We start from the raw sequence: 25,375 nt of genomic DNA, 5'->3' as shown, positions 1-25,375 counted from the left end.
TTCCAGCGCCGAGTGAGAACGTCAGGGACACTGGGTCAACGCTGATTGTCCGTTGGGTCAGGACCTCTTCGCTTTTCACGGTGAGCAGCAACGGCGGCAGCTGGCCCCCCTGGCTGACCGGATGCGCCCTCGCACGCTGGAGGAATTTGAGGGCCAGAGCGGGATCTTGGCGGACGGACGGCTACTGCGTCGCGCCATCAAGGCCGATCGGGTTGGCAACCTGATCCTGCATGGACCGCCAGGGGTCGGCAAAACCACCCTGGCGCGGATCATTGCCAACCACACCCGCGCTCACTTCAGCAGCCTCAATGCCGTTCTCGCAGGCGTGAAAGACCTGCGGATCGCGGTGGATGCTGCACGCCAACGGCTGGAACGGCATGGATTGCGCACGATCCTGTTCATCGATGAGGTGCACCGCTTCAACAGTGCCCAGCAGGATGCGCTGTTGCCATGGGTGGAGAACGGAACCGTCACCCTGATCGGTGCCACCACGGAGAACCCCTATTTCGAAGTCAACAAGGCGCTGGTCAGCCGCTCACGGCTGTTCCGTCTGTTGCCACTGGAGCCGGAGGATTTACAGCGGCTGCTGCAACGCGCCCTTGCTGATGGGGAACGGGGCTACGGCGACCGGTCAATCGTCATCAGCAGCGATGCCGCCGACCACCTCGTGGACGTGGCGGGTGGTGACGCCCGCAGCCTTCTCAATGCCCTTGAACTGGCGGTGGAAAGTTCGGAGCCCGATGGCGAGGGGGTGATTCAGATCAATCTGGCCATCGCCGAGGAATCGATCCAGCAGCGGGCGGTCCTCTACGACAAGCACGGCGATGCCCACTACGACACCATCAGCGCCTTCATCAAATCGCTGCGGGGCTCAGATGCCGATGCGGCGATGTTCTGGCTGGCGCGGATGGTGGAGGCCGGCGAGAACCCGCGCTTCATTTTCCGCCGGATGCTGATCGCGGCGGGGGAAGACATCGGCCTGGCCGACCCGCAGGCCATTGTTGTGGTGGAAGCCTGTGCCGCTGCCTTCGAACGGGTGGGACTGCCGGAAGGGCTGTATCCGCTAGCCCAGGCCGCCCTTTACCTGGCGGGTACCGAAAAGAGCAACAGCGTTCTGGGCTTCTTTGATGCCCTGAAAACGGTCCGCGCCGCCCGTCAGCAGGACGTGCCCGGGCACTTGCGCGATGCCAACCGAGACGGAGCGGCCTTTGGCGACGGCGCGGGCTACCGCTACCCCCACGCCTATGCCGAACACTGGGTGGAACAGCAATACCTCCCCTCTGCACTGCAAGGGGAGGTGTTCTGGCAACCCGGCCAACTGGGATGGGAGGGGGAACGGCGAGAAAGGATGGCAGAACGCCGGGCAGCCCAACTCGCCGCGGCCGCGGAACTGGCAGCCGACCAGCCCTTGCTGCTCAGCAGCGGGCCCGACCGTCCCGGTGTGGACCGCTGGGTGCAACGCCAACTCGGCCAAGAGGGGGAACGCCTTCAGCGCCTGCGCGAGCGGCTCTGGCGCGACATCCCCTGGACCCGCAGGGATCGGGTGCTGCTGGTGGGGATGCGGTCGCTGCTTTGGGCCATCGATCCCTTGCGGGCCGCCCCAGAAGGTGGCGTGACCGTGCTGTGCGACAACGAAGCGGACCGCAACCGATTGGACGCACAGCTGAATCTGCTCGAACCGGAGCATCGACCTCAACTGCTGACTGGCAACCTCGATGCCCTGCCCGCAAGCCAAGCCTTCGACTGGATCGGCGGAAGGCTCGCTGCAGCTGACCTGCAAGCACCGAACTGGACAACGCTGTTGGAGGGGATCAACCGGCATGCCCAACCGACGACGGGGTTGCGGCTGCTGCTGAGCCGTGCAGAACTGGGTCCGGCCGGTGCTCTCCGACAGAGCGGAGGCGCAGCGGAGCTCTTGAGCCCTCTTGTGGAGCAGGAACAACGCTGGCTCGAGCTCCAGCAGCGCCCTGAAGAGCTCTTGGCAAACGCAGGCTGGCAGCTTCGTTGTGACGCTTGGCTGGAACATCTGACCCTGCCGGGGAGCACAGATCTTGCAGACCGATGGCTGGCCGAGGGGTCGCCTTACCGGCAGGCCATGGGAGCAATCAAAACAGAGGTGCTTGCAGAATTGCGCCGGTCGTTGAACGGCCTTGGCGACGGCGGTCTACGGCTGCCGATGCGCCATCAACTGATCAAAGGCAACCGAATCACGCCATAAAAAAACCCCGGCCGGAGCCGGGGCAAGAGCACTGGGCTCAGGGCCTGATCACCAGAGGGGACGGGCAGGAGCGACGTAAGCGGGACGAGCAGCGGGCTCGGGCAGCACGGAGTTGGCCTGCACGCAAGCGGGCAGGAAGACGTACCAGGACAGCAGGGAGGTGCACTGGGCGTCGCCTTCGCACTTGTCGGGGGCACAGACGTTCTGGATGCCGTCGTAGGTGCCGCAGGTGTCAGCCAGGCGGAAGTCCACGGGCAGCTCAGCCATGATGCCGGCAGAGGAGATTTCACCGTCGATGGAGTCGGCGATGATCGCGGAGCGCAGGGCCACCACAGAGGTGGACTTCATCTTCCAGTAAGGGAAGTAAGAGCGGGTCTGATCCTTCAGGAACTTGACGCCGTCGTCGGAATACAGGAAGCGGGACACACCGACGATGTCGACGGCATAGGTCTTGGTCATGCCTTCCTGGATTTCGTCAGCAGTCCAACCGGAGTTGTTGATGCCTGCGTCCAGAGCACGGTCGGTGACTTCACCGGTGGTCAGGAAAGTCTTGAACTCAGAAGAGGTGGTGGTCCACACAGCACCGCCGGTGTTCCAGCGGACGGGACGCTTGGTGCCTGCTTCAGCAGGAACTGCCAGAGCGGCGAGGGAGGCACCGGCCAGAAGGCCAGCGGCGAGACGAGAAAACACGGACGAAAAGGAGCACGTCATTAGAAAAAATAGCTCCCGAAAGAAAAACCGCCAATAAACCCGAGCCCCCTGAAAGGCTTCCATCACGACGACAATTGACTTTTCGCAAAGGAGTCTCGCGAGACTCAATATTTCCGCTCGATTTGTACCTTCTTCAAGCCAAAAGAAAGCAGAAATCGCCCATCAATTCAAGTGAATCCTTTGCCAGCCATCCGGGCAGCGGTTTTCGTGCACCAGACCCACGCCATCCCGGTCAGCACGGCAGTGGCGCATCCGCAGGCGACCGTCCCAGCGCTCCACCTCGGCCAGGTAAGCCTCCGTGCCGTGATGCGGCTGAATCCACAGCCGGGTCCGAACGGCATCGCGATCGACCGTTGCCACCAGCTGCGGTCCAGCAGACAGACCGAGATCCTGCAGAGAGCGTGCGAATTCACCCCAGTAATGGCGCGTCATCTGCGCACGGGTGAAATCCATCAGCAGGGTTTCAGCTTCACTGCGTCGATGCAAGGTGATTTCGCGCTGCAACAGCTGCCGGCTCAAATTCGCCTCCGACGGCCGTGGAGCGGATTGATCCAACGAGAGACCGTGACGCGGTGCGACAAGTGCACTCACCCCCATCGCCAAGAGACCTAGAGCAGCCAGGGAACGTCCGATTTGGTCCACCCGAGTCCGCGACACCATGGCCCAACAACTGCAGGTTGGTTGCAACGTAGGTACCACAAACAATCTTGTCCTGAACCGGGTTTGTCCTGAACGCCGTACGCTGCCGCCACTGCCAAAGCACAGTCTGTGAGCCTGCAAATCGGCGACGCCGCCCCCGACTTCAGCCTTCCCAATCAGAACGGTGAACCCGTCAGCCTTACTTCACTGCGTGGAAAGAAGGTTGTTTTGTATTTCTATCCCAAGGACGACACCCCTGGGTGCACCAAGGAAGCCTGCAACTTCCGCGATCGCTGGGATCAACTGAAGGCCAACAACATCACCGTTCTGGGCATCAGCAAGGACGGAGCCACATCCCACAGCAAATTCATCAACAAACACGAGCTCCCCTTCACGCTGCTCACCGATGTAGAGCCCTGTGCGGTAGCCAGTCTCTACGAAAGCTATGGGCTGAAAAAATTCATGGGGCGCGAATACATGGGAATGATGCGCCACACCTTTTTGATTGATGAAGCCGGAAAAATCGAACGGATTTATTTCAAGGTCAAAGCGGCCACCATGGCTGACACATTGATCAGCGATCTCGAACTGAGCTGATGCCTGCGGCCAGATCCAACAGAGCCTGCAACTGAAGATCGGTCTCCACCTGCAGCAATTCCGTTGCACAGGCCCAGTGCGTCTTGATCAGCTCAGCGTCACCACCGCAGATCCAAAGCAACCCTTGCGAGTGCTGCTGGGCCACTGCGATGGCAGCCAGCAACCCTTGCAACACACCCTGCTGCATGGCCGCCACCGTTTCTTGGGGAAAGATGTCTTCTGGGAAGGCCTCTTGATAACGCTCCAGCGTTGATGGAAGTCCAACAGTTCCCTCCGCCATGGCCCTGAGCTGCAGGCGATATCCCGGTAGCAACTGCCCTCCACCAAAACAGCCATCCGCACCCACCTTGGTGAGGCTCAACACGGTGCCTGCATCCACCAAAAGCAGCCCCCTGGAACAGTCGAGCTGCTGCTCCTGACTGCGGCGCCAGGCCATCCATGCCCCGAGCGCTCGATCCACACCCAACCAAGGAGGTGCCTTCGGCAAAGGAACATCCTCCAGACGAATGCGCAGGTGCTGGTGGTGCCTGAGCGGCTCGGGCACCACCCCCACCGCTGCCCAGATCGGAGGATCTGTGCCGATTCGACCAGGGTCTGGATCACCGTGATCAATGCGAACGCCCTGTTCAGTCCGCTGGGCCCAATGCCAGCGACTATTGCCAATCAGCAGAACGCGGCCGCCACTCCGTTCCAACGCCTTCACTCAGATGCCTTCACCCATCAACCCTTCAACAGCGTCCTGGGGCAGATGAATTCCACACTCCTGCTTTAGCCCACCAAATCGGGTGTCGCGGCCACTCAGATCTCCCACATCAGGGCCACTGGAATGCCAATCCCCCACTGTGGAATAGCCCTGCTCGAACAATGGATGCTGAGGGAGATTGTTTGATTGCATGTAGTAGTAGACATCGCGCTGGGTCCACTCGAGGAGTGGTCTCAATGACCAGCGCTCCCGAATCGGGTCCAAGGCCGTCATCGAGCGACGGTGATCGGTCTGACCACGCCGCACGCCGCTGGCCCAGCAGCGCGTATGGAGGTCATTGAGCGCTTGCTCCAGAGGTTCTACCTTGCGGATCCGGTGATAGGTCTCCAGGTCTTCGACACGGCCAGACTCCCAGAGCTGACCATGCAGGGCCTCCATTCGAGCCGGGGACATCTCGCTCTGACGAACCACCAGACGAATCTTGAGTTGATCGGTGAGTTGGTGGGCGTAGGAGTAAGTCTCCGGGGGCAAATAACCGGTATCAATCCAGATCACCGGAACAGCGTCACCTCCGGGAAGTGTGCTCAGCATGTGCAGGAGCACAGCCGACTGAATGCCAAAACTGGTCGTCAGAGCAAATCGGTCGCCGAATTGATCCAGCCCCCAGGCCAGACGCTCCTGCGGCTCCATGGTCTCAAGCAGCTTGCGCCCATCGCGCAAGTCGTTTTGCACCGCCATGGGCACCATTGCGTCGGGGGCCTCCGTCATCACGCCATCCTCCCCTGTCGTGGGACCGGCTGTGCTTCCTATCGTTCTCAAACCAGCGGTTTCTTTCATGCGTTCACCCTCGTCCACGTCGGATGCCGTGGTGATCGTTGGTGGTGGATTCGGAGGACTGTTCACAGCTCTTGCACTTCAGCGTCGGCAGCCCGGCTGCCCCATCGTTCTGATCGAACCGCGGGATCGGTTTCTGTTTCAACCGCTGCTGTACGAACTACTCAGCGATGAACTTCAAACCTGGGAGGTGGCCCCCCGTTATGACCAGCTGCTCAATAACAGCATCTGCTGGATCCAAAACACCGTTGTTCGCATCGATCAAACCAGCCAAACCATCGAACTCGATTCGGGAGACCGATTGGGCTGGGCCCAACTGGTGCTGGCGACAGGCTCGAAAGTCAATGATTTCGGCATCCCCGGCGTGCAGGAGCACAGCTCTGGTTTCCGTGATCTCAGCGATGTAGGCCGGCTGAAGCAATGGCTCAACACTCAGCTCAAGCAGCGTGATGGAGACGCAGGGCTGATCATCGTTGGAGCTGGACCCACAGGAGTGGAACTGGCGTGCAAGCTCGCGGATCTGATCGAAGGGGCCGCCAGCATCCGCTTGGTGGAAATGGGCGATGAAATCCTGCCCAGCAGCACGGCGTTCAATCGGGAGAAAGCCCAGGCAGCGCTGGAACGCAAAGGGGTCGTGGTGCAGCTGAACACGAGCGTGAGCGAAGTGAAGTCCAGCAGTGCCGTTCTGGCGGATGGCGTGGTTCTACGTCATGCGGGATTGATCTGGACTGCAGGGAGTAGACCCTCCATCCCAGCCATCTCGCCTACACCAGTGCTGGAGAGAGGACGTCTGGCCGTCAACGCTGACCTGCGCCTGGTGGGAAGCGCCAACACGTTTGCTCTGGGGGATCTCTCAGCACGGCCTGACAGCCCATGGCCTGCCAGTGCACAAGTGGCCATGCAGCAGGGGGATGCCACTGCCGCAGCCATCGCAAGCCTGCGGATGGGGGAGGAACCGCAACCCTTCCAGTTTGAGGATCGTGGCGAAATGCTCAGCCTCGGGGTCGGCGACGCCACACTGACTGGCATGGGATTCACCCTTGCCGGCCCCCTGGCATTTCAGTTGCGACGGGCCACGTACCTGACCCGTCTTCCTGGACTGTCCCTGGGACTGCGCTCCGCCGGCGCCTGGTTGCTGAGCCGTTGAAGCAATCCCACCTGGGAGGGCGCTGCCGCGGTCTGCGCCCCAGCCAGCAACGTCAGCTGGAGCGCCTGAGTCATCGTCGTCATCCGGAGGGCTGCGGGGCCGATCTGCTGAGCCTCGAACGACTGGCGGATCTGGTTCTGGATCTCGAGATGCCCCTGCATCTGGTGCTCGACGGCCGTGGCCTCTGCCGTCTGCTCTGGTTGGGCCCCCTCACCGGCAGCGATTCACCGCTGCAGCACCTGCCAGCAACACCGAGGCGGAGCAGCGGAGGATGGCGGCTGATCAGCTGCCCCTTCGCCCGCAAAGGGCTGCACCAGGATCCCCGCGACGCTGTTGTCGCTCTCGACATCGCCCCGAGGCACTGGCTGCGCTTTGCGCCGTGCCCCTCAGCCGATGGCGGGCGCCAGGCAGAACTCTTAATTCCTGATCCACTGCAGCCCGATGGGTGGAGAGAGTTCGAACAGGGCGACCTGCGGGACCTTTGCTCCCTCACACCAGACGAACCCCAAGCCTCAACCATCCAAGCCGCCACTGGAGAGGAGCGGGTGCTCCTGCTCACGCTCACCAGCGGGGATGGGCAGCGCGACCAGCGTGATTTAGCTGAACTGGAGGGGCTGGTGCGCAGTGCCGGAGCCCAGCCCGTGGCTCTGACCAGCCAGCGTCGGGGCCAAGCCAATCCCCAGACGGTCTGGGGCTCCGGAAAACTTCAGGAAGCCGCTCTCGAGATCCGTCGTTGCCAGGCCTCACTGGTGATCACAGACCGGGAGCTGACTCCAGTGCAGGCCCGCAATCTGGAACGACTGCTGAGCTGCCCGGTCTCTGACCGCAGTGAGCTGATCCTCGACATCTTTGCCCAGCGGGCCGGCAGTGCTGCAGGGCGCCTCCAGGTGGAACTAGCCCAACTGCGATACCGGCTGCCACGCCTGCTGGGACGAGGCAGCAGTTTGTCGCGTCAGGGCGGCGGCATCGGCACGCGCGGGCCAGGGGAAACACAACTGGAAAAAGACCGTCGGGCCATCAGCCGACGCATCGAACGGCTGCTGCGGGATCAGCGCCAGCTCCAATCCCACCGCAGCCGACTGCGGGATCAGCGGCGTGGTCTGCCGCGGGTGGCCCTGGTCGGTTACACCAACGCAGGCAAGTCCAGCCTGCTCAATGCCTTGTGTGGCAAACGGGCGAGCGATTGCGTGCTGGCGGAGAACAAGTTGTTCGCCACGCTGGACCCCACCACGCGCAAACTCGACCTCCCCTGTCCTGGGGCACGCCCCCAACGGCTGCTGCTCACCGACACAGTGGGCTTCATTCGCGATCTCCCCGCCCCACTGGTGGAAGCCTTCCGCGCAACGCTGGAGGAGGCACTGGACGCGGATGTGTTGTTGCTGGTGCTGGACCTGGCTGACCCCGACTGGCAAGGCCACCTGGACACCGTGCATCGCTTGCTCGATGACCTCGGCAGCACCGCCCTGCGCAGGGTGATCGCCAATCAGATCGACCGTTGCGAGGCAACCGCCATCGAAGCGATTCATCAGCGGGAGCCCGATGCACTGTTCCTCTCAGCCGTGCGGGGGGATGGGCTGCAAGGCCTGCAGCAGTGGATGCGCGAGCAATTTTTTGATCCCAGGGCAGAATCCCCGCAATTGACGACCGGCGACTCGCCGCCATGGCAGAGCTGAGCAACGCTCTTCAGAACCCTCAAGCGTTGATCACGCTGGCCGTGCTGGGGCTGGCGGTGGTGTTGTTCATCACCGGGGTGATTGCACCGGAGCTCACAGGATTGCTGAGCCTGAGCTTGTTAATCGCCACTGGGGTGCTCAACCCACAGGAGGCCCTGGCGGGATTCGGCAGTCCTGCACTGATCACCCTGTTGGGACTGTTTCCTGTCTCCGCAGCACTCTTCAAAAGCGGTGCGCTGGACCGACTGCGGGCCCTGATCGCATCAGAACGGATCCGTTCCTCGCGCCGCCTGATCGCCCTGATGGCCTTCGTCATCGCCCCGGTTTCGGGAGTGGTTCCGAATACTCCAGTGGTGGCATCCCTGCTTCCCGTGGTCGAGGGCTGGTGCCAGCGGCGCGGTATTTCCCCATCCCGGGTGCTCCTGCCGTTGTCGTTTTCCACGGTTCTGGGGGGCACCCTCACCCTGCTGGGCAGCTCTGTGAATCTGCTGGTGAGCGACATCAGCCAGCAACTGGGCTATGGCTCTCTGGATCTGTTCAGCTTCACCCTGATCAGCCTGCCGGTCTGGCTGGCAGGGGCGATTTATCTGGTGTTGGCTCCAAGGGTGCTGCTGCCGGACCGAGGTGCCAGCACGGACGACCTCGTCGGCGGCCCCAAGACCAGCAGCTACTGCACGGAAGTGCGCATCCCACCCGAGTCGGAACTGGTGGGCAGCTCTCTCCTGAACAGTCGATTGCAACGTCGTTTCGACGTTGACGTGCTGGAACTGCAGCGCGGTGGAGAGCGACTCCTGCCCCCCCTAGCCGACCGTCGTCTTGAAGCCGGCGATCATCTGCTGTTGCGGGTCACCCGCCTTGATCTGCTGCGGCTCCAGCAGGATCACACGATTCAGCTCACAACCCAAGGTCAGAACGCTGGTTTCAGCCTGAACACCGAAGAGGCCAGTGGACAGAAAACCGTGGAGGTTTTATTGCCTGCTGGCTCCACCCTGGCCGGTGCCAGTCTGCGGGAACTGCGGTTCCGGCAGCGCCACAACGCCACTGTTCTCGCCCTGCGCCGCGGCCAGGAGACCGTCCAAGAACGGCTGGGGCAAGTCATCCTGCGGGAAGGCGATGTGCTGCTGCTGCAGGCACCGATCGACTCCATCCGTGGCCTGCAGGCCAGCAATGACCTGTTGGTCCTGGATCGACTGGAAGACGACCTCCCCACAGTGCGACGCAAGCCCGTGGCGGTCAGCATCGCCCTCGCCATGCTGCTGCTGCCAAGTCTGACCCCGATCCCCCTGGTGGCCGCTGTGCTGTTGGCCATGGTGAGCGTGGTCGCCACCGGCTGCTTACGCCTCGGAGAACTGCAGCGCTCGATCCGCCTGGACGTGATTCTGCTGCTGGGATCACTGACTAGTTTCAGCGTTGCCATGCAGAACACGGGCCTGGCCGACGCCCTAGCCCTGGTGCTCCAGCAGGGGCTGGCGGGCTGGCCGAGCTACTCGGCACTGATGGTGATCTTCATCGGCACAACACTGTTAACCCAGGTGATGAGCAATGCCGCCTCGGTCGCCCTATTGGCGCCCGTGGCAGTGCAACTGGCTCCCTCCCTGCAGCTCTCTCCCACTGCACTGCTCATCACGGTGCTGTTTGGAGCCAGCCAGTCCTTTCTTACCCCTGTTGGATATCAGACGAACTTGATGGTGTTCGGTCCGGGCCGTTATCGCTTTCTGGATGTCACACGGTATGGACTTGGCCTGACGGTGATCATGACCCTTCTGGTGCCGGCCTTGATCCTCTGGCATTACGGCGGATCCTGAACAACACTGGTCAGATCTCGCACGCGCCTGTGCCGATCGGAAGAGCCATCGAACGCAGCCAGGGCTGGCATCGTCGGCTCACGGTTCCCCAGTTCACCGTGGTGACCGGTTTGCTGGTGGTGCTGATCGGCACGCTGCTTCTGGCCACTCCGCTGTGCTCCTCGAGCAGCGTGGGGCTTTGGGAAGCTCTGTTCACAGCCACGTCCGCCATCACCGTGACGGGGCTCTCGATCATCGACATCGGCGCAGACCTGACGACCTTCGGCCAGGCGGTTCTGGCCTTAATGATCCTGGCGGGGGGCCTTGGCCTGATGGCCATCACAACATTTCTGCAGGGATTTGTGGTGCAAGGAACAGCTTTGCGTCGGCGCCTGGACCGGGGCCAGGCCCTCGACGAATTCGGCGTAGGAGGCGTGGGACGCACCTTTCGTGGCATTGCCCTGACGGCGACGCTGGTGATCCTGATGGGCGCCGTGATCCTCTACCACTTCGGATTCGACGACATTCCCAACAACAGCGAACGTCTATGGGCCGCGGTGTTCCACAGCATCTCGGCCTACAACAACGCGGGTTTTGGGCTCTGGGCCGACAGCCTCGAGCGCTACCGCAGCAATGGTGTGGTGAATGCCGTCATGATGCTTTTGATCGTGACCGGTGGCCTGGGTTGGCGGGTGACCAGCGATCTGAGCACGCAGCTCCTACGAAGAGGGCGAGGACGTCGTCGACTAAGCCTGCACTCCCGCCTGGTGCTCCGCACCACCTTGCTGCTCATCGCCTTCGGGGCGGGCGGTTTAGCCCTTACGGAATGGTTGAACCAGGGCGAAATCTTCGCGGGCATGCCCTTGCCTGAGCGTTGGCTGACGGCTCTATTCGAATCCGTCACGGCTCGCACGGCCGGCTTCACCACCGTTCCGCTCTCGCTCGAGAACGTCACCGAATCCAGCCTGCTGTTGCTGATGGTGCTGATGTTCATTGGGGCCAGTCCCGGCGGCACCGGTGGAGGAATCAAGACCACCACCGTGGCCGCTTTGATGGCGGCCACGCGATCCACCCTGCGAGGCCGTGAGGCCGTGGTGATCCGCAACCGGACCATCAGCGACAAGGTGGTGCTGCGGGCCGTGGGCATCACAGTGGGCTCACTGCTGTTTGTGATGACCATGGCTCTGCTGGTCAGCATCGCCAGCAATTTGAACGGCAAGGATTCGTTCACGTTCATGGAAATGCTGTTCACCTGCGTCTCCGCCTTTGCCACGGTGGGGCTGGATCTCGGGGTAACCGTTGAACTGCCCCGTTTCGGCCAGGCTGTTCTGATGGTGGGAATGTTTGTAGGACGACTGGGAATCCTGCTTCTATTGAGTGCGATCTGGGAAGCGATGACCCAGGAACAAATTCAGATGAATCGCCAGAATCGGATCGGTTATCCCAGCGAGGATCTGTATGTCTGAGGACTATCAGTGGGGGATAAAGCGATGAAGGAGTGGTGGCAGTGGAGCCCGATCCAGGGCAGCGATCGTCTCGGCTTCGCGATCATCGGCGTCGGCCGTTTCGGCATCGCCGTTTGCCGGGAACTGCTCCAGAACGGAGCCGACGTTCTGGCCGTGGACCGCTCGGAGAGGGCGGTCGATGAACTGCGTCAGGTGGAGCCCAGCGTGGAAGCCCGCGTTGTCGACTGCACCGACGAAGAAGCTCTACGGGAGGCTGGCGTGCTCGAGATGGGCACTGTGGTGGTGGCGATCAGTGAACCGATCGAAGCCAGCATCACCGCGACGTTGATCGCCAAAGACAGTGAGGGAAGCCGGGTGCGCCAGGTGATCGCCAGGGCAACGAGCGACCTCCACGAAAAAATGCTGAAACGGGTTGGAGCCGACAGGGTGATCTTCCCCTCGCGAATGCAGGGAGAGCGCCTGGGTCTTGAACTGGTACGCCCCAACTTGATGGAGCGCTTGGCCCTGGATGAACAGCACTGCATAGAGGAGATCAAGGTTCCAGAACCGTTTGTGGGGCGGTCGCTCCGAGATCTGAATCTGCGCAAGAACTTCCGGGTCAATGTGCTGGCGGCCGGGCCGCAAAGCAGCTTGATGGTGAACCCACCGGCATCCCATGTGCTCGAGGAGGGTCACCTTCTGGTGGTCATGGGGCTGGTGGACGACCTGCAACGCCTGCCGAAAATCTGAGCCAATGCACTGCCTCGGGCTGATGAGCGGGACCAGTGCCGACGGTGTTGATGCCGTGCTGGCGTGCTTCGACGGCCCTGCCCAACGTCCGCAGTGGTCATTGCTTCGCCACCACCATCAGCCCTATCCGCCCCAGCTGCAGCAGCAGGTGGTGGCCGCCGGCCAGGGAGAAGCAATGCCCGCATCCCTCTTGCTGGAGCTGGCGGAAACGATCACAGAAGCGCAGGCAAACGCAGTGATGGCATGCGATCCCGAAGGGAAAGCCGAGGTGATCGGCTGCCATGGTCAGACCGTCTGGCATCGCCCGCCGGCCCAGGAGACGCGGGGTTCGAGCTGGCAAATGCTGCAGGCGCCGCTACTGGCCCATCTGCTCCAACGGCCTGTGATCCATGACTTCCGCGCCGCTGATCTGGTCCTCGGTGGGCAAGGAGCCCCCCTCGTTCCTCGGGCGGATGCGGCGCTTTTGGGGAGCACCGAGGGCTGGCGGGCGCTGCTGAACCTGGGCGGAATTGCCAACCTCACCCTGATCCCCCCATGCAGTGGCGTGGACCGCCACGCCTCGGTCTTGGGATGGGACTGCGGACCAGCGAACAGCCTGATCGACCTCGGCATACGCCACTTCACCGCTGGGGCCAAAAGCTTCGACAAGGGAGGAGCGATGGCAGCGCAGGGCCAAGCGGATGAGGTCCGGATCCAGCTCTGGCTCCAGGAGGAGTATTTCCAGATGGCACCGCCGAAATCCACCGGAAGGGAGTGCTTCGGGCGGGAGGACCTCAACCGACGGCTGGATCAGCTCGATGGAGCCTCAGAGGCCGACACCATCGCGACCCTGACGGCCTTCTCCGCAGCCATCGTCGCCCAGGATCTGGACCATCTGCGCCAGACACGCGGCATCGCACCGATCGAACTGATCACCGCTGGAGGTGGAAGCCAAAACCCGGTGTTGATCAACGAGTTGCGCCGGCGCTGCCGTGGTGCCCAGGTGGATGAGAGCAGCACTCTCGGGGTACCGGCAGAGGCGAGAGAGGCCCTGGTCTTCGCGCTGCTGGCCTGGTGGCACGAGCGGAATCACCCCGGCAATGTGCCTGCGGTGACAGGGGCCAGTCGCGAGACCGTGCTGGGCGTTCGGGTGAATCCAGCCTGATCGGAGCGGCCTAGGCCTAGCCAGGCCGATGCAGGCGCAAGCGCCGTGGGGCTCCCCGCAGACGGCGGGGCTGTTGCGATTCCAGAGCCGACCGCAAGCGTTCCTCGCGGGTTGGGGTGGGAGCAGACGCCTCCAGAGCTTGCTCGTGGCGCTGCACCCCTTGCTGGATCAGCACCCGCGCCATGTTGCTCACCGTGCGGGATTCCAGCTCGGCCATAGCGGTCAAGCGTTCACAAAGATCCTCAGGCAGAACCACCTGAATTCTTGGGGACTTGGGCTTCCCACTGGATGAGGTCTGACGGGTGGGCACGACCGGATCCCCAGAAAGAGGCTCAGTTAGTGAAAAGTGTACAGAGGTGGTCAAGGGTAGTATCCATGACTATGGTGGGGGCATTGGTCCTCCTCGGAGAACCCCATGACACAAGCCACATCTCGCTCCCGTCGCAGCCCTGCCGGATCACGCAGTCGGTCGCGACGCTCCCGTCGCAGCGCCGAAAACAGCGATGTTCTGGTGTCAGCGGTGATCAGCACCTACCTGCTGACCCACCTGCACCATGTGCTCCAGCGGGCTGAATACGGTGCCTCGCAGGAAGGGCGCAACACTCAGGCAGCTAACTACGCCCAATTGCGCAAGGTGCTGTGCATGGATGCCCGCAGCATGGAGGACGCTTCTGCCCTTGGGCAGCACGATGACGGCATCGAACAGGCCGCCTGACAAGGTCTTCGGTCCTGAATAGCGTTTGAACAGTTGCTCAAACCGCGATGTCTTCCAACGCCGCATCGCTGTACGCCCGCATCAGCAGCAATCCTGCGCAGACGCAGGCGCTGTTCCGCCAAGCCCTCCAGGACCCCAACGGCGCCATGGACAGCATCTGCAATCTGGGCGACGAACTGGGCCTGCCGGTGACAGCCCAAGAGGTGCGCGAGCATCTGGCAAGCCTGAACGATGAAGACAGCAACCGCTGGGTGGTTAAAGCGAGGGGCGGTCTTTGAAGTTGGGCGAGACGGACTTCAATAAAGCCTGGGGCTCGACGCGCTGCCGGCGTTCGTAGCCGCCACCACCGGCCCAACTAAAGAACAGCACGTAACTCACGATCGCCAGGCCTGCGGCCACCACAAGAGCGGCCAGCTGCTCCAGTTTCAGCATGGCGAGCACCCTCCGGAAACCTTCACCAGTGTGCCGACAGGGATGATGGGGGGAAGGACGCCTTCCGCCGGTGCTGCGACTCGAAAACGTCAGCAAGATCTATCCCACTGGGGAAGTGCTTCGCGCGGTGACCTGGGAGGTGAAACCCGGAGACCGGATCGGACTGGTGGGGGTGAACGGCGCCGGCAAATCCACCCAGATGCGTCTGATCGCCGGACACGAGGAACCGACCAGCGGCCAAGTGGTGCGTCAGGGAGAACCCCGCATCGCCTATCTCCAACAGGAATTCGATGTGGATCTGGAGCGCACAGTGCGCCAGGAGCTGTTCCAAGCCTTTGGTGAAGCCGCCGAAGTGATGAACCGCCAACAGCAGGTGGAAGAGGCGATGGCGTCGGAACGCGCTGCTGAAGATCCCGATCATCTGGATCAGCTGATCCAACAACTGGGACAGCTGCAGAGCCGTTTCGAAGCACTGCATGGCTATGAACTCGACGCCCGGATCGACAAGCTCCTGCCCACGATCGGCTTTACCCCTGAGGGCGCTGAGCTGCAGGTGAAGGACTATTCCGGGGGCTGGCAGATGCGGATCGCCCTGGGGAAAATTTTGCTTCAGGAGCCGGATCTGCTGCTGCTAGATGAACCGACCAACCATCTGGATGTCGAGACCATCCAGTGGCTTGAAAACTACCTGCTGGAGCAGAGCGCTGCCCTCGTCGTCATCAGCCACGACCGCACCTTCCTCGACCGGGTCTGCAATCAAATTGTCTCCACCGAAAGGGGCGTGTCCCGCAGCTATCTGGGGAACTACACCGCCCACCTGGAGCAGAAACAAATGGAACGGGAGGCCACGCAGGCGGCCTTCGAACGCCAGCAGAAAGACATCGCCACCCAACAGGCCTATATCGATCGTTTTCGCGCCAGCGCTACCCGCAGCACCCAGGCCAAAAGCCGTGAGAAGCAACTGGACAAGGTGGAACGGGTGGAGGCACCAATCGAATCTGTGGCAGGGCCGAGTTTCCAGTTCCCGCCCGCTCCGCGCTCAGGGGCACAGGTTGCCCTGATCGACAACGTCACCCACAGCTATGGAGACAAGATCCTGTTTCTGGGGGCTGAACTGGAGGTGGAACGGGGCGACCGCATCGCCTTCGTTGGTCCCAACGGTGCGGGTAAGTCCACCCTGCTGCGCCTGGTCATGGGGGTGGAACCTCCCGATGAAGGCAGTGCCCGACTGGGGGAGCACAACGTCATTGCGGGCTACTTCGAACAGAACCAAGCCGAAGCTCTGGATCTCTCCAAGACCGTGATTGACACGATGTACGAAGCGGTCCCCGATTGGACCCAGACCCAGGTTCGTTCGCTGCTGGGCAGTTTCTGCTTCAGCAACGACTCGGTGTTCAAGGAGGTCGGGAAGCTCAGCGGTGGCGAGAAAGCCCGCCTGGCACTGGCGCTAATGCTGCTGACCCCCTGCAATCTTCTGGTCTTGGATGAGCCCACCAATCACCTCGATATCCCGGCCAAGCAGATGCTCGAGGACGCCTTAATGGCCTACGAAGGAGCCGCGCTACTGGTCTCCCACGACCGCTATTTCATCTCCCGCGTGGCCAACCGGATCGTCGAACTGCGGGAGGGTGAACTGGTGATGTACCGGGGGGATTACAACTACTACCTCGAGAAAAAAGAGGAGGAAAGGGCTGAAGCCAAGGAGAAAGAACTGGCCATGGAGCGAGAGGCCAAGCGGAAAGCCAACAAGGAAAAGCAGAAAGCTCGAGATGCCCGGCGCAAAAAGGCGGCTTGACGAGCATCGAGCCACCTAACCGAAAACTTCACACACCCTTAGGCAGGAAGACTTATTTCTCTTTACCTTGTGTTTTCGTCTGCATAGGCTGACAAAACTGATCCCCAGCCCCGATGAGAATGGTTTCCGGCCCCGGCAACACCGAACCCGTTGGCGGTTCATCAGCCCAAGGCGCGGAAACCCATGAGCAGACCTGGGACGCCGTGGAAACCTATTTCCAGTGCATCACCACCTGTTCGCTCGACGACGGCGAATGCATCACCCAATGCGTGGAACAACTAAGGGACTCCGACGACGTCTGACGCCAAGACTTCAGCTTGAGGGCAAGGCCGACAGATCGACCGGCTTGACTTCGATCCTGACCTGGTCCTCGCCGCGACGCACCCCCAACACAACCGTGGCTCCCACACCGCGGCGATCGATGGCACTGACCACGGCTGCAGGGTCAGCAACAGCCTTGCCATCAAAACTCGTGATCACGTCATCCACCTTGAGCCCGGCGCGGTCCGCTGGCCCCCCAGGCTGGACAGAGCGAATGACCGCTCCTGAGGGCACCTGGGATGTCGGCGTGGGCCGAGGCACTGGAGAAAGACGAATGCCGATCACCGGATGACGGGCCTTGCCGCGGGTCACCAGCTGTTCCGCAATGGCACGGGCGCGATTGCTGGGAATGGCAAAACCAAGACCCGCCCCTGGTCCTGATCGGACCAGGGTGTTGATCCCGATCACCTCCCCGTCGGCATTGAGGAGCGCCCCGCCCGAATTACCAGGATTGATCGCCGCGTCGGTCTGAATCAGATCCAGACGCTTGCCCGAAATCCCGAGCTGAGCAACGTTGCGGTTGAGGTTGCTGATGATTCCTAATGTCACTGTGCTCTCCAGGCCAAAGGGGTTGCCAACGGCAATCGCCCAGTCGCCAACGCTGAGCCGATCAGAATCGCCTAAATCAGCGACTGGCCAGGGTCCAGCCCCCTCCAGACGCACCACCGCGAGATCCGTAAGGCTGTCTTTGCCCACCACCCGGGCAGGCACCCTTCTCCCATCGGAAAGCCCCACGGTGAGTTGATCCGCCCCCTCCACCACATGGGCATTGGTCAGGAGCAGACCCTTGGCATCGAAAATGACCCCACTCCCCTGGCCGCGCTGAACCCTGGCGCGCGGTGCTGTGGAGCGCGGTGCTGTGGAGCGTGGAATGCCAAAGAAATGGCGAAACAGGGGGTCCCGCATCAGGGCTGGCGGCACCCCCGCAGCACCGGACTGATTCACGGTCCGAGCTGTCTCCAGAGTGACCACAGCTGCACCACTGCGCTTGACAGCGGCGGTCACAAACGAGTCGCGACGGATCGCTGGCCGCGCCTCAGCCTCCTGAGGGCCAACGATGAACGGGATCGATCCAACACCGGCCAACAACAACCCTCCTGCCAGAGCGGAGGCAACGAGCGAGCGGGACTGAGAGGTCATCACAGCTGCAGGGCGATCGGCTGACTGGACGCTACGCAGAGCAGACGCAAAAAAAGCCACCAGCGATGTCAAAGCTGTGACCGCGTGCAACCGAGATCCCGATAGCGTGAGAATGAAGAGATTCAGTTGGGTGGAGGGTCATGCTCGGTTCACTGTTTCCGCTGCTCTACGGCGCATTGTTTGTGGCCCTGCTCTGGCAGGCCTTCCGCGTCATGAGCAAGGGTTTTCGTGCTGCCAGTGGTCCGATCAGCAGTGGCCCTAGCAGCGATCCCATCGACCGCACTGGCCAGGTCACCATCCACCCAGAACTGCTGGACAGCGAGGGACGCATTACAGAAGAAGACCTGCTGACGGTGCGCTTCGGCGGTGACGATGACGAGACCTCGACGGCCGCTGGACCCGGCACTGAATAAATTGGGCGCTTGGAGTCGACAGGGGTCGCCTGAGTGGATCAGAGAACACGCATCGTTGCCGCGGTCATCAAGGGCATCAAGCTGCCCCCCCGGTTTCGGCTTCGGCTGATGAAAGAAGATCCGGTTCGCTTGGAATTGAGCCTGACTCCCGCTTACGGAAAGGACCCCATCACCGTGGGACTTGTCGAATCTCTTGATCTGGTCGCCCGCCGTGACCGGGAAGGCAGGATCCCCCGCGACCTTCAGGGCACCTGGGACTGGACCGTGCGCCACGGCCAGGTGAGCACCGGAGGCTGGAACCCTTATCTCAAGGAAGCGCTGCAGACCATGTTCGAGACCGGCCTCCCGGCGATCGTGTTTGAGGAGCTCACTGGAGAGGAATACCACCCCGTTGATGGAACACGCCACGTGCGCTGATCAAGCACGGGGGTTCTGTAAAGGCGTGCGAATGAATGCAGCGAGGCGAAAACCAAGGGGCTAGACCGGAATCAATTCGGCCTTTAAGAAAGTCTTCATGGCCTCCCTTGTTGTTTCCATCGGCCCGCTTGTGCGGCTGCTGGCCGCTGTTGGCGCCATCAGCAGCCTGCTTCTGTTGGGCCTGATGAATCTCGTCCCATGAATCGAGCGGCAGCACCGGTTTGAGCCAGTTCCCGATCGACGCCCTGCTGGCGCGGATCTGCTCTGAAGTTCGCCCGGGACAAACAGTTCTGCTGCAGGCGCCACCCGGGGCAGGTAAGACCACACGGGTTCCCTTAGCGCTGATCGGGGCCCTGACGGAAGGGCCGGGGGTCTTCGCAGGGAAGCAAAAAATCTGGATGATTGAGCCGCGGCGGCTGGCCACCAAGGCCGCCGCCGCCCGCCTCGCCACGAGTCTGGGAGAAGACGTGGGTGCCCGCATCGGCTATGCGGTACGCGGGGAACAGCAACGATCCAGCCGCACCCAGGTGGAGGTGATCACCGACGGCCTCTTCCTGAGGCGCCTGCAGAGCGACCCCTCACTGGATGGGGTGGGCTGCGTGATTTTCGATGAATTTCATGAGAGGGGGCGTGATGCGGATCTGGCCCTCGCGCTGCTGCGCGAAGCGCGTCCGCTGCTGAATCCAGACCTGGCGTTGATGTTGATGTCCGCCACGCTGGATCTGTCCGACCTGAGAGAACGCCTGCCCGAAGCGACAGTGCTGGAAAGTCCAGGCCGCTGTTATCCGGTGGAGACCCATCACCAATCGCCACGACCGGACGAACCCCTGCCTCGACAGGTGTTACGCGCCATTGAGCACCATGCCCTCGAGCAACCTCAGGGAAGCGGTGTACTGGTCTTCCTGCCTGGACTGGCGGAGATTGAACGCTGCAGGCAGACCCTGACCGAAGCAGCGGCTCTACAGAACTGGCGCATTCAAGTGCTGCATGGGCAACTCCCACTGCAACAGCAAAGTTCAGCCCTCCAGCGCTGCAATCCGAACCAGGACGGCAGCATCATCCTGGCCAGTGCCATTGCCGAAAGCTCCCTCACAATCGATGGTGTGCGGCTGGTGATTGACAGCGGCCTCAGCCGTCAACTGCGCTACGACCCCAACACCCAAATGGAAGGCCTGGAGACGACAGCCTCCAGCCTGGCCAGCGCCGAGCAGCGCAGGGGCCGAGCCGGCCGACAGTGCCCAGGCAGCTGCATCCGCCTCTGGTCACCCGCGGAGCAACAGCGACGACCACAGTTCCACCCTCCCGAACTGCTGCTGGCGGATCCCCAACCTGTATTGATGGAACTGGCCCAGTGGGGCGCTGGACTAGGCGAATTACTGCCATGGCTGGACCCACCACCTGCAGCCGCCATGCAGGAAGGACAGCGCGGACTGCAACAGCTCGGCCTGCTGGAGCAAGACGGCCGCATCAGCAAGCGGGGACGATTGATCAGCGGCCTAGGCGTTCACCCCCGTCTCGGCATGCTGCTGCTGGAGGCCCATGAACAGGGCGCCCCCCAGCTGGGGTGTGATTTGGCGGCAATTCTCAGCGAAAGGGATCCCTTCGATCGCCGCCAAATCGGTAGCGATCTCGAGGCCCGACTCAACAGCATCCAGCGCCATCCATCACTGCGAACGCTCAGCCAGCAGCTCCGCCGCCAACTGAAGCGACTTGGCCCGTCACCCCAGAACCAGGGATCGTCCGTCAGCGCCGGCGATCTGATCCTGGCGGCCTTTCCGGAATGGCTAGCGCAAGAGCGACCGGACCAGACCGGTCGCTATCAGTTGCGCCAGGGACGCGGCGCCGTGCTGCTTCCCTGGGATCCGCTTCAGGGGAGCCCGGCCCTGGCTATCGCCAGGGTCGACATGGGCGACAGAGACACCCGCATCCAGATGGCAGTGGCCCTGAGCCAGAGCACCCTGCTGACCATCGCTGAGCAAGACGGCCATTGGCAGGACTTAGTCAGCTGGGATCCTGAACGCCAGAGGATCCGCGCAGAACGACTGCTGAAACTGGGTGAATTGGTGGTGCGCCGCACGCCACAACCTTCGCCAGCAGCGCCGCTATGCCGGAGCCTGCTCATCGAACAGCTGCAGAAGAACTCCAGCCTTGACGCACTGCCCTGGACGGATAGCACCCACCAGCTGCGCCAACGGCTGGAATGGATGCATCAGCAGGTGGGCAGCCCATGGCCGGCCAGGGATCTCACGACGCTGCTGGAGCAGGCTGACACCTGGCTTGGTCCAACCCTGGAGGGCTGCCTGGGTTGGGGCGACATCAGCACAGCAGCACTGGAAGAAGCGCTCTGGGGCGATCTGGACTGGAGCCTCAGACAACAGCTGGATGCGCTTTTGCCGCGTCGCGTCCCGATCCCAGCCGGCCGGCAGGCCACACTGCTTTACACAGGGGACGAGGTCATCCTTGCCGTGAAATTGCAGGAGATGTTCGGATGTAACGACGGGCCCCACGTGCTGGATGGTCGCATCCCCGTCACCCTGGAACTGCTCTCACCGGCAGGTCGTCCCCTGCAACGCACTCGGGATCTCAAAGGCTTCTGGCAAGGCAGCTATCAGGACGTGCGCCGCGAGATGCGAGGGCGCTACCCCAAGCACCCCTGGCCCGACGACCCCCGCCAGGCACTGCCGACCGCCCGCACGAAACGCAGGTCAAGCGGAGGGCAGGCGTAAACAATGGAAATGGATCCCCCTTCCTGTAGCCGTTAGCACACGCAACAAAACTCCAACCTTTGTTACATTGTTACCAAACCAAATCGGTCCTTCCCCATGTCTGACAACGCACGCTTCGGCTTCGTCAACTTCGCTGAAACCTGGAATGGTCGTCTGGCCATGATGGGCATCGTGATCGGTCTCGGCACCGAGCTCCTGACCGGCCAGGGCATCCTGTCCCAGATCGGCCTCGGCTGATTTCCGCACCGCGGACCCAGAGAACCCCTCGACTCACCGGGGGGTTTTTTGTTGCCTCGGTATCGGCCATCGCTGATGCATCAGAGTGGATGCATTCCACTGAGACAGTCGTTGGCACCGCTTTACGTTCAGAACAGACGCGATGGATCAAGGCTGCTCAGCAGCGCCTTGGTGATCTGCACGATCGGCGCCACTCAGATTCACCAGCACTGGGGCATTCTCGTAACCAGCATTTCGGCCATTGTCTGCATCTACTGGGGTTACGCCTACAGCCGCCTTGAGCGTTGATCGCCTTCCGACTTACTCCGTTGCTGAACTGAACACAGCCATCGGAAGCCTGCTGGAACGGGGCTTTGCGCCGCGTTTTCTGTTAGAGGCAACAGTCTCGCGGCCTCAACTCAAGAAAGGCCACCTCTGGCTGACCCTCACCGACGGCACCGCCAGCATTTCGGGCGTGGTGTGGGCTTCGAAACTGGCCCAGCTGAGCTACAAACCCAAGGACGGTGACGGCGTCACTGTGGTGGGCAAGCTGAATTTCTGGACAGCGAGGGCCAGCCTCACCGTTCAGGTGCTGGACATCCGCCCAAGCCTGAGCACCGTTCTGAGGGACTTTGAACGGGTGCGTCAGCTGCTGGAAGAGCAGGGAGTGATTGACCCCAGCCGTGAGCGGCGGCTACCGAGCCAACCTTCAACCATTGCGGTGCTCACAAGTGTGCCCAGTTCCGCCCTGGCTGACATGCTGCGCACCGCCGCTGAACGCTGGCCGCTGACGCAACTCATCGTGGTGCCGATTCCAGTGCAGGGAGCAGTGGCCTCCAAGATTGTCAGCACGCTGGAGGGGCTGGCCGAACGATCGGTTGAGCTAGGGATTCAAGCCCTGGTGCTGGCGCGCGGCGGCGGAAGCCGGGAGGATCTGGCGGTATTCGATGACGAAGCGCTCTGCCGCGTGCTGGCGCGCTACCCCGTACCTGTGGTGACGGGCCTCGGCCACGAAGACGATCTGACCGTCGCAGATCTGGTTGCAGACCATCGGGCAGCCACCCCCACGGCTGCAATTGTGGCGCTCCTGCCCGACCGCGATGCTGCACGCCAGGGGCTTGTACAACGCCAAAGCCGATTGAGGGACGCACTGCTGGGGCGAATCCTTCGCGAACGTCAAAGGCTTCAGGATCGGACCCTTTTGTTGCAGCAACAATCTCCTCTCGAGCGGATCAGGCGCCATCGCCAGGACCTGGCGCAGAAACAACTATTGCTCAAAGCGCTGTCTCCAGAACGCTGGCTGAAACGGGGCCTCGCCCTGGTCAGCAATGCTTCCGGCGATGCCATCCCGGACCTTCAATCCGTCAAGATCGGAGATCAGCTCAGCATTCGGATGAGCGACGGAACGCTTGACGCCCGGGTCGATCAGATCCAACGCAGTTCCCCAAAAACCACCTCCTGATGAGCAAGCGCCAACCCAGCAAAGAGTTACGCGATCGCATGGAAGGCTGGCGCAGCGATGCCGCTGGCCTCAACTATGAAGAAGCCATCCAGGCCCTTGATCTGCTGCTCGCTGAGCTGCAGAACGACAGTGTGCCCCTGGCGGAATTGCAGCAACGGGTTCTCCACGGTGAGATTTACCTGAGCCGTTGCCAGACCCTGCTCGACAGCGTCGAACAGTCGATTGTCGAACTCGACCCCACAACCCTTGAACCCACGAACAATGCGTAAGGCACTGCCCTGGATCTATCTCCTCCTTTCACTTGCGGGGGCGATCCTGCCGTGGAAAGCCAATCTGGAGTTCATTGCTGAAGGTGGCGGTCAGGCCTTCGATTTGGCTCGGTTCATCGCCGATGCGAACAGCACAGCGGCCTCACGCTCCTTGAGCGCCGACCTGCTGGTGGGGGCCAGTGCGGTCACCCTGTGGATCTGCGTGGAGGGTCCACGCCAGAAGATCAAAGGCTGGTGGCTGGCCATTCCTCTGAGCTTTGGCGTTGCCTTTGCCTGTGCTGCACCCTTCTTTCTGTTCCTTCGGGAACGGCAGCTGCAGGCTCAGGAATCGGAATCGACATCGACGTCCTGAGCGATCACATCAATCGTGAGATCCCTCGCGGGTGTGGACTGGGCAGCTGAAACTCCAGTGTTGTCCGCAGCGTTGGGATAAGGCGTCCCGCAAAACGAGCAAACGCCAGCGCCCTTCAGACCAGTAGCCCCACAAGCAGTGCAGGTGATCATTCTCGACTGCAACAGCTTCCAGCCAATCCAGCCCAGACCGGACAGGATCAACGGCAGCGCCAAGAGCGTGAGCAGCAGACCGCCTGCGAGATCGAGCAACAGACGACCAGCCGCTGTTGGCACCAGCAACAGCAAGACAACTGCAATCCACAACACTGCTGGCGGTCGATTCATTTGCCTCAACGGAAATGGTCCGTTGGATCAGCTTCGCAGAGGGGTATCGAAGTTCAAGGCGTCAGGGTGTTCGGTTCTCCGAGCCGAGGCTTAGCAAGACGAACTGCAGCTAATTCCACACTCAAACACTGGCCAAAATAAAGAATGACACCGACCAACCAAACCCAAAGCGTTAAAACCAAAACACCACCGATCACGCCATAAGCCTGATATCGATTACCAAGAGAAACGATACTCAAGCTCAAAATTTTGTTGAGTAATGCCAACCCAAAGCCAATCAACAACGAGCCAGGGATCAAGGGTGCTCTTGGAACACGGCGACTGGGCAAGGCCATCTGCAGCAGCAGAGCCATCAAAGACAAGATCAATGCTGGAACAAGAATTCGTCCAAGGGGAAGAATGGGACTGGATCGTACAAGAGCCATCAACCCAGGAATAAAACCATTCAGAACACCAAGGATGTCTTCGGGAAGCTGCCTGACGCTGAGAGCCAATTGCTGAAAGACGATCAGAATCGATATAACAAAGACGGTCAAAAAAGCTTCAACACGCGTTTTGCAGAACTGCACCACTTGCTGCCACCAAGGCAGGTTAATTGCCGGTTCCGGGAGAATATCTGACCAAAGGCGATCAGCTCCGCGCTGCAATGTTAAATAGGCATTACTTGCAGTGAGAAGCAAAACAATAACGCCAAGAATTCCTGCACCAAATCCCTGATTCACCAACCCACGCAGGGTGGAATCCACCAGATTGGTTGCGGAAGGTGGGAGGACTTGGGTAACTGACGCCAAAACATTATCCAAACTATCTGTTTCACCAAACACTCTGGCCGCCACAGACAAAGCGATGAGCAGCAGCGGGAAAAAAGACTGAAGGACGAAATAAGCAAAAGCAGCACTCAAATCCACACATTCAGCGTTGTTCCAGCGCTGACAGGCATTCCATATCCGCCCACCCAACTGTCGAACAAGCGAACGTCTAGACACAGATTCGCTCAGAAGACTTCTAAAACCTTACAACAAAAAAGCCACCTCAATCGAGGTGGCTTTTTCATGGTTGGCAATGGTGATTGCTACAACAATCAGCCAATCATCAACCTATTAAGAGAATGTTTTACCTGGCATCGAGCTATTTTCTCAGGGGGCT

General features: G+C 61.4%; 29 protein-coding genes. 20 read left to right on the top strand and 9 right to left on the bottom strand.

Translation table 11 applies throughout. From position 1 onward, the window contains the following. The first annotated feature begins 52 nt into the window (after positions 1–52). Positions 53–2,218: an AAA family ATPase gene (locus FZX13_RS11695; protein WP_226409709.1), complete on the top strand. Its 2,166-nt coding sequence runs from the start codon at positions 53–55 to the stop codon at positions 2,216–2,218. 48 nt (positions 2,219–2,266) lie between these two features. On the opposite strand, the gene FZX13_RS11690 is transcribed toward FZX13_RS11695, so the two are convergent. Together FZX13_RS11690 and FZX13_RS11685 are read right to left on the bottom strand one after the other, a co-directional pair. Further along, entirely contained in the window at positions 2,267–2,929 is a 663-nt protein-coding gene (locus FZX13_RS11690; protein WP_226409708.1) for an alpha/beta hydrolase, read from the bottom strand. Positions 2,930–3,091: 162 nt separating this feature from the next. Beyond that, complete coding sequence (locus FZX13_RS11685) at positions 3,092–3,589, bottom strand: thymidylate synthase (protein WP_226409707.1); 498 nt, start codon at positions 3,587–3,589, stop codon at positions 3,092–3,094. A gap of 108 nt (positions 3,590–3,697) precedes the next feature. Here FZX13_RS11685 and bcp point away from each other — a divergent pair, with 108 nt between their 5' ends. Beyond that, complete coding sequence (bcp, locus tag FZX13_RS11680) at positions 3,698–4,165, top strand: thioredoxin-dependent thiol peroxidase (RefSeq protein ID WP_226409706.1); 468 nt, start codon at positions 3,698–3,700, stop codon at positions 4,163–4,165. On the opposite strand, the gene FZX13_RS11675 is transcribed toward bcp, so the two are convergent. After that, a complete protein-coding gene (locus tag FZX13_RS11675; RefSeq protein ID WP_226409705.1) occupies positions 4,143–4,868 on the bottom strand; it encodes a type III pantothenate kinase in 726 nt (241 codons plus the stop codon). The two genes, bcp and FZX13_RS11675, sit on opposite strands and share 23 nt — an antisense overlap. Continuing rightward, the gene (locus FZX13_RS11670) at positions 4,869–5,636 is read right to left on the bottom strand and encodes a phosphoadenylyl-sulfate reductase (protein ID WP_115022657.1); all 768 of its coding nucleotides are present in this window, start codon (positions 5,634–5,636) and stop codon (positions 4,869–4,871) included. A gap of 67 nt (positions 5,637–5,703) precedes the next feature. Here FZX13_RS11670 and FZX13_RS11665 point away from each other — a divergent pair, with 67 nt between their 5' ends. From FZX13_RS11665 to FZX13_RS11640, 6 genes are read left to right on the top strand one after another with little or no spacing between them, the layout of a single operon-like run. Further along, complete coding sequence (locus FZX13_RS11665; RefSeq protein WP_226409704.1) at positions 5,704–6,849, top strand: NAD(P)/FAD-dependent oxidoreductase; 1,146 nt, start codon at positions 5,704–5,706, stop codon at positions 6,847–6,849. Then, positions 6,846–8,522 (top strand): GTPase HflX, encoded by a 1,677-nt coding sequence (gene hflX, locus FZX13_RS11660; RefSeq protein WP_226409703.1) that lies wholly within the window; start codon positions 6,846–6,848, stop codon positions 8,520–8,522. The genes FZX13_RS11665 and hflX overlap by 4 nt, the downstream gene beginning before the upstream one ends. Further along, on the top strand, positions 8,510–10,327 hold the full coding sequence (locus tag FZX13_RS11655; protein ID WP_226409702.1) for an SLC13 family permease: 1,818 nt from the start codon (positions 8,510–8,512) through the stop codon (positions 10,325–10,327). Before hflX ends, FZX13_RS11655 begins: the two co-directional genes overlap by 13 nt. 29 nt (positions 10,328–10,356) lie before the next feature. Then, positions 10,357–11,772 carry a potassium transporter TrkG gene (locus tag FZX13_RS11650; protein ID WP_226409701.1) on the top strand — a complete coding sequence of 472 codons (1,416 nt, stop codon included), beginning with the start codon at positions 10,357–10,359 and terminating at the stop codon, positions 11,770–11,772. 24 nt (positions 11,773–11,796) lie between these two features. Continuing rightward, positions 11,797–12,501 (top strand): TrkA family potassium uptake protein, encoded by a 705-nt coding sequence (locus tag FZX13_RS11645; RefSeq protein WP_115022567.1) that lies wholly within the window; start codon positions 11,797–11,799, stop codon positions 12,499–12,501. A gap of 4 nt (positions 12,502–12,505) precedes the next feature. Continuing rightward, positions 12,506–13,645, top strand: a complete 1,140-nt coding sequence (locus FZX13_RS11640; protein WP_226409700.1) for an anhydro-N-acetylmuramic acid kinase — start codon at positions 12,506–12,508, stop codon at positions 13,643–13,645. A gap of 16 nt (positions 13,646–13,661) precedes the next feature. Here FZX13_RS11640 and FZX13_RS11635 read toward each other — a convergent pair whose 3' ends face one another. Next, the gene (locus FZX13_RS11635) at positions 13,662–13,955 is read right to left on the bottom strand and encodes a hypothetical protein (protein WP_226409699.1); all 294 of its coding nucleotides are present in this window, start codon (positions 13,953–13,955) and stop codon (positions 13,662–13,664) included. A 105-nt stretch (positions 13,956–14,060) separates the two neighbouring features. Here FZX13_RS11635 and FZX13_RS11630 point away from each other — a divergent pair, with 105 nt between their 5' ends. Then, positions 14,061–14,360, top strand: a complete 300-nt coding sequence (locus FZX13_RS11630; protein WP_226409698.1) for a hypothetical protein — start codon at positions 14,061–14,063, stop codon at positions 14,358–14,360. 47 nt (positions 14,361–14,407) lie between these two features. Beyond that, positions 14,408–14,638 (top strand): hypothetical protein, encoded by a 231-nt coding sequence (locus FZX13_RS11625; RefSeq protein WP_226409697.1) that lies wholly within the window; start codon positions 14,408–14,410, stop codon positions 14,636–14,638. Here the strand turns inward: FZX13_RS11625 and FZX13_RS11620 are convergent. Then, a complete protein-coding gene (locus FZX13_RS11620; RefSeq protein WP_226398652.1) occupies positions 14,616–14,792 on the bottom strand; it encodes a hypothetical protein in 177 nt (58 codons plus the stop codon). The two genes, FZX13_RS11625 and FZX13_RS11620, sit on opposite strands and share 23 nt — an antisense overlap. 70 nt (positions 14,793–14,862) lie before the next feature. On the opposite strand from FZX13_RS11620, the gene FZX13_RS11615 reads away from it, so the two are divergent. Both FZX13_RS11615 and FZX13_RS11610 read left to right on the top strand, forming a co-directional pair. Beyond that, the gene (locus FZX13_RS11615; RefSeq protein WP_226409696.1) at positions 14,863–16,587 is read left to right on the top strand and encodes an ABC-F family ATP-binding cassette domain-containing protein; all 1,725 of its coding nucleotides are present in this window, start codon (positions 14,863–14,865) and stop codon (positions 16,585–16,587) included. Positions 16,588–16,706: 119 nt separating this feature from the next. Then, positions 16,707–16,889 carry a hypothetical protein gene (locus tag FZX13_RS11610; protein ID WP_370630820.1) on the top strand — a complete coding sequence of 61 codons (183 nt, stop codon included), beginning with the start codon at positions 16,707–16,709 and terminating at the stop codon, positions 16,887–16,889. Between the two features lie 10 nt (positions 16,890–16,899). On the opposite strand, the gene FZX13_RS11605 is transcribed toward FZX13_RS11610, so the two are convergent. Beyond that, positions 16,900–18,048 (bottom strand): trypsin-like peptidase domain-containing protein, encoded by a 1,149-nt coding sequence (locus tag FZX13_RS11605; RefSeq protein WP_226409695.1) that lies wholly within the window; start codon positions 18,046–18,048, stop codon positions 16,900–16,902. A 140-nt stretch (positions 18,049–18,188) separates the two neighbouring features. Between FZX13_RS11605 and FZX13_RS11600 the strand changes: the two genes are divergently transcribed. The 8 genes from FZX13_RS11600 (at position 18,189) to FZX13_RS11565 (ending at position 23,903) form a co-directional block, all read left to right on the top strand. Then, positions 18,189–18,461 carry a DUF2973 domain-containing protein gene (locus tag FZX13_RS11600; RefSeq protein WP_115022579.1) on the top strand — a complete coding sequence of 91 codons (273 nt, stop codon included), beginning with the start codon at positions 18,189–18,191 and terminating at the stop codon, positions 18,459–18,461. 33 nt (positions 18,462–18,494) lie between these two features. Beyond that, complete coding sequence (locus FZX13_RS11595; RefSeq protein WP_115022581.1) at positions 18,495–18,878, top strand: hypothetical protein; 384 nt, start codon at positions 18,495–18,497, stop codon at positions 18,876–18,878. Between the two features lie 221 nt (positions 18,879–19,099). Further along, entirely contained in the window at positions 19,100–21,604 is a 2,505-nt protein-coding gene (gene hrpB / locus FZX13_RS11590) for an ATP-dependent helicase HrpB (protein WP_226409694.1), read from the top strand. Positions 21,605–21,700: 96 nt separating this feature from the next. Continuing rightward, positions 21,701–21,841, top strand: coding sequence for a chlorophyll a/b-binding protein (locus tag FZX13_RS11585; RefSeq protein ID WP_115022585.1), 141 nt, complete (start codon positions 21,701–21,703; stop codon positions 21,839–21,841). A gap of 111 nt (positions 21,842–21,952) precedes the next feature. Continuing rightward, entirely contained in the window at positions 21,953–22,129 is a 177-nt protein-coding gene (locus tag FZX13_RS11580; protein WP_226409693.1) for a hypothetical protein, read from the top strand. After that, the gene (xseA, locus tag FZX13_RS11575; protein ID WP_226409692.1) at positions 22,119–23,282 is read left to right on the top strand and encodes an exodeoxyribonuclease VII large subunit; all 1,164 of its coding nucleotides are present in this window, start codon (positions 22,119–22,121) and stop codon (positions 23,280–23,282) included. Before FZX13_RS11580 ends, xseA begins: the two co-directional genes overlap by 11 nt. Further along, positions 23,282–23,551 (top strand): exodeoxyribonuclease VII small subunit, encoded by a 270-nt coding sequence (xseB, locus tag FZX13_RS11570; RefSeq protein WP_226409691.1) that lies wholly within the window; start codon positions 23,282–23,284, stop codon positions 23,549–23,551. Before xseA ends, xseB begins: the two co-directional genes overlap by 1 nt. Further along, positions 23,544–23,903 carry a DUF2834 domain-containing protein gene (locus FZX13_RS11565; RefSeq protein WP_226409690.1) on the top strand — a complete coding sequence of 120 codons (360 nt, stop codon included), beginning with the start codon at positions 23,544–23,546 and terminating at the stop codon, positions 23,901–23,903. Before xseB ends, FZX13_RS11565 begins: the two co-directional genes overlap by 8 nt. On the opposite strand, the gene FZX13_RS11560 is transcribed toward FZX13_RS11565, so the two are convergent. Continuing rightward, positions 23,873–24,229 carry a hypothetical protein gene (locus tag FZX13_RS11560; protein WP_226409689.1) on the bottom strand — a complete coding sequence of 119 codons (357 nt, stop codon included), beginning with the start codon at positions 24,227–24,229 and terminating at the stop codon, positions 23,873–23,875. The two genes, FZX13_RS11565 and FZX13_RS11560, sit on opposite strands and share 31 nt — an antisense overlap. Positions 24,230–24,282: 53 nt before the next feature. Then, positions 24,283–25,215 (bottom strand): YihY/virulence factor BrkB family protein, encoded by a 933-nt coding sequence (locus FZX13_RS11555; protein WP_226409688.1) that lies wholly within the window; start codon positions 25,213–25,215, stop codon positions 24,283–24,285. Positions 25,216–25,375: the final 160 nt, after the last annotated feature.

It is taken from the genome of Synechococcus sp. MU1625 (genome assembly GCF_020514205.1).
Taxonomy (GTDB): domain Bacteria; phylum Cyanobacteriota; class Cyanobacteriia; order PCC-6307; family Cyanobiaceae; genus Parasynechococcus.
This window is presented reverse-complemented; position numbering and strand designations above follow the sequence as displayed.

Bases quoted from the DNA above. Each gene is read 5' to 3' on its own strand.
- FZX13_RS11685 (WP_226409707.1), bottom strand. From the start codon at position 3,589: ATGGTGTCGCGGACTCGGGTGGACCAAATCGGACGTTCCCTGGCTGCT.
- FZX13_RS11625 (WP_226409697.1), top strand. From the start codon at position 14,408: ATGTCTTCCAACGCCGCATCGCTGTACGCCCGCATCAGCAGCAATCCT.
- FZX13_RS11565 (WP_226409690.1), top strand. From the start codon at position 23,544: ATGCGTAAGGCACTGCCCTGGATCTATCTCCTCCTTTCACTTGCGGGG.
- FZX13_RS11600 (WP_115022579.1), top strand. From the start codon at position 18,189: ATGCTCGGTTCACTGTTTCCGCTGCTCTACGGCGCATTGTTTGTGGCC.
- FZX13_RS11670 (WP_115022657.1), bottom strand. From the start codon at position 5,636: ATGACGGAGGCCCCCGACGCAATGGTGCCCATGGCGGTGCAAAACGAC.
- FZX13_RS11645 (WP_115022567.1), top strand. From the start codon at position 11,797: ATGAAGGAGTGGTGGCAGTGGAGCCCGATCCAGGGCAGCGATCGTCTC.
- FZX13_RS11655 (WP_226409702.1), top strand. From the start codon at position 8,510: ATGGCAGAGCTGAGCAACGCTCTTCAGAACCCTCAAGCGTTGATCACG.
- FZX13_RS11610 (WP_370630820.1), top strand. From the start codon at position 16,707: ATGGTTTCCGGCCCCGGCAACACCGAACCCGTTGGCGGTTCATCAGCC.
- FZX13_RS11605 (WP_226409695.1), bottom strand. From the start codon at position 18,048: ATGACCTCTCAGTCCCGCTCGCTCGTTGCCTCCGCTCTGGCAGGAGGG.
- FZX13_RS11640 (WP_226409700.1), top strand. From the start codon at position 12,506: ATGCACTGCCTCGGGCTGATGAGCGGGACCAGTGCCGACGGTGTTGAT.
- FZX13_RS11620 (WP_226398652.1), bottom strand. From the start codon at position 14,792: ATGCTGAAACTGGAGCAGCTGGCCGCTCTTGTGGTGGCCGCAGGCCTG.
- FZX13_RS11630 (WP_226409698.1), top strand. From the start codon at position 14,061: ATGACACAAGCCACATCTCGCTCCCGTCGCAGCCCTGCCGGATCACGC.
- xseB (WP_226409691.1), top strand. From the start codon at position 23,282: ATGAGCAAGCGCCAACCCAGCAAAGAGTTACGCGATCGCATGGAAGGC.
- FZX13_RS11585 (WP_115022585.1), top strand. From the start codon at position 21,701: ATGTCTGACAACGCACGCTTCGGCTTCGTCAACTTCGCTGAAACCTGG.
- FZX13_RS11665 (WP_226409704.1), top strand. From the start codon at position 5,704: ATGCGTTCACCCTCGTCCACGTCGGATGCCGTGGTGATCGTTGGTGGT.
- FZX13_RS11560 (WP_226409689.1), bottom strand. From the start codon at position 24,229: ATGAATCGACCGCCAGCAGTGTTGTGGATTGCAGTTGTCTTGCTGTTG.
- FZX13_RS11690 (WP_226409708.1), bottom strand. From the start codon at position 2,929: ATGACGTGCTCCTTTTCGTCCGTGTTTTCTCGTCTCGCCGCTGGCCTT.